1 protein-coding gene is annotated in these 254 nt (G+C 46.9%); it reads left to right on the top strand.

Going from position 1 to position 254, the window contains the following annotated elements:
* Positions 1–254, top strand: a 254-nt coding sequence (locus SB660_RS22185; protein WP_410584624.1) for an alkaline phosphatase, incomplete at both ends; no start/stop codon positions are given.

The following is a 254-nucleotide window of genomic DNA, read 5'->3' as shown; positions in this document are numbered from 1 at the left end:
GGAGATTGCCCACGCCACCCCTGCGGCATTCGGAGCCCATAACAAATCCCGAAAGAACATGAATGACATCGCAAGCAGCTACTTTGATGACCGCATCAACGGAAAACAAAAAGTCGATGTGCTCCTCGGAGGCGGCAAATCAAACTTTATCCGTAAAGACCGCAATGTAACAAAGGATTTCAAAAAAGCGGGATACAGCTACGTGACATCAAAACAGGAGCTGAAAAAAGATCGTAACAAGAAGATTCTCGGCC

The sequence above is a fragment of the Bacillus sp. SIMBA_005 genome (genome assembly GCF_046535585.1).
Classification (GTDB): Bacteria; Bacillota; Bacilli; order Bacillales; family Bacillaceae; genus Bacillus; species Bacillus pumilus.
Note: the sequence above shows the minus strand (reverse complement) of the source record. Positions and strands in the feature narration are given on the sequence as shown.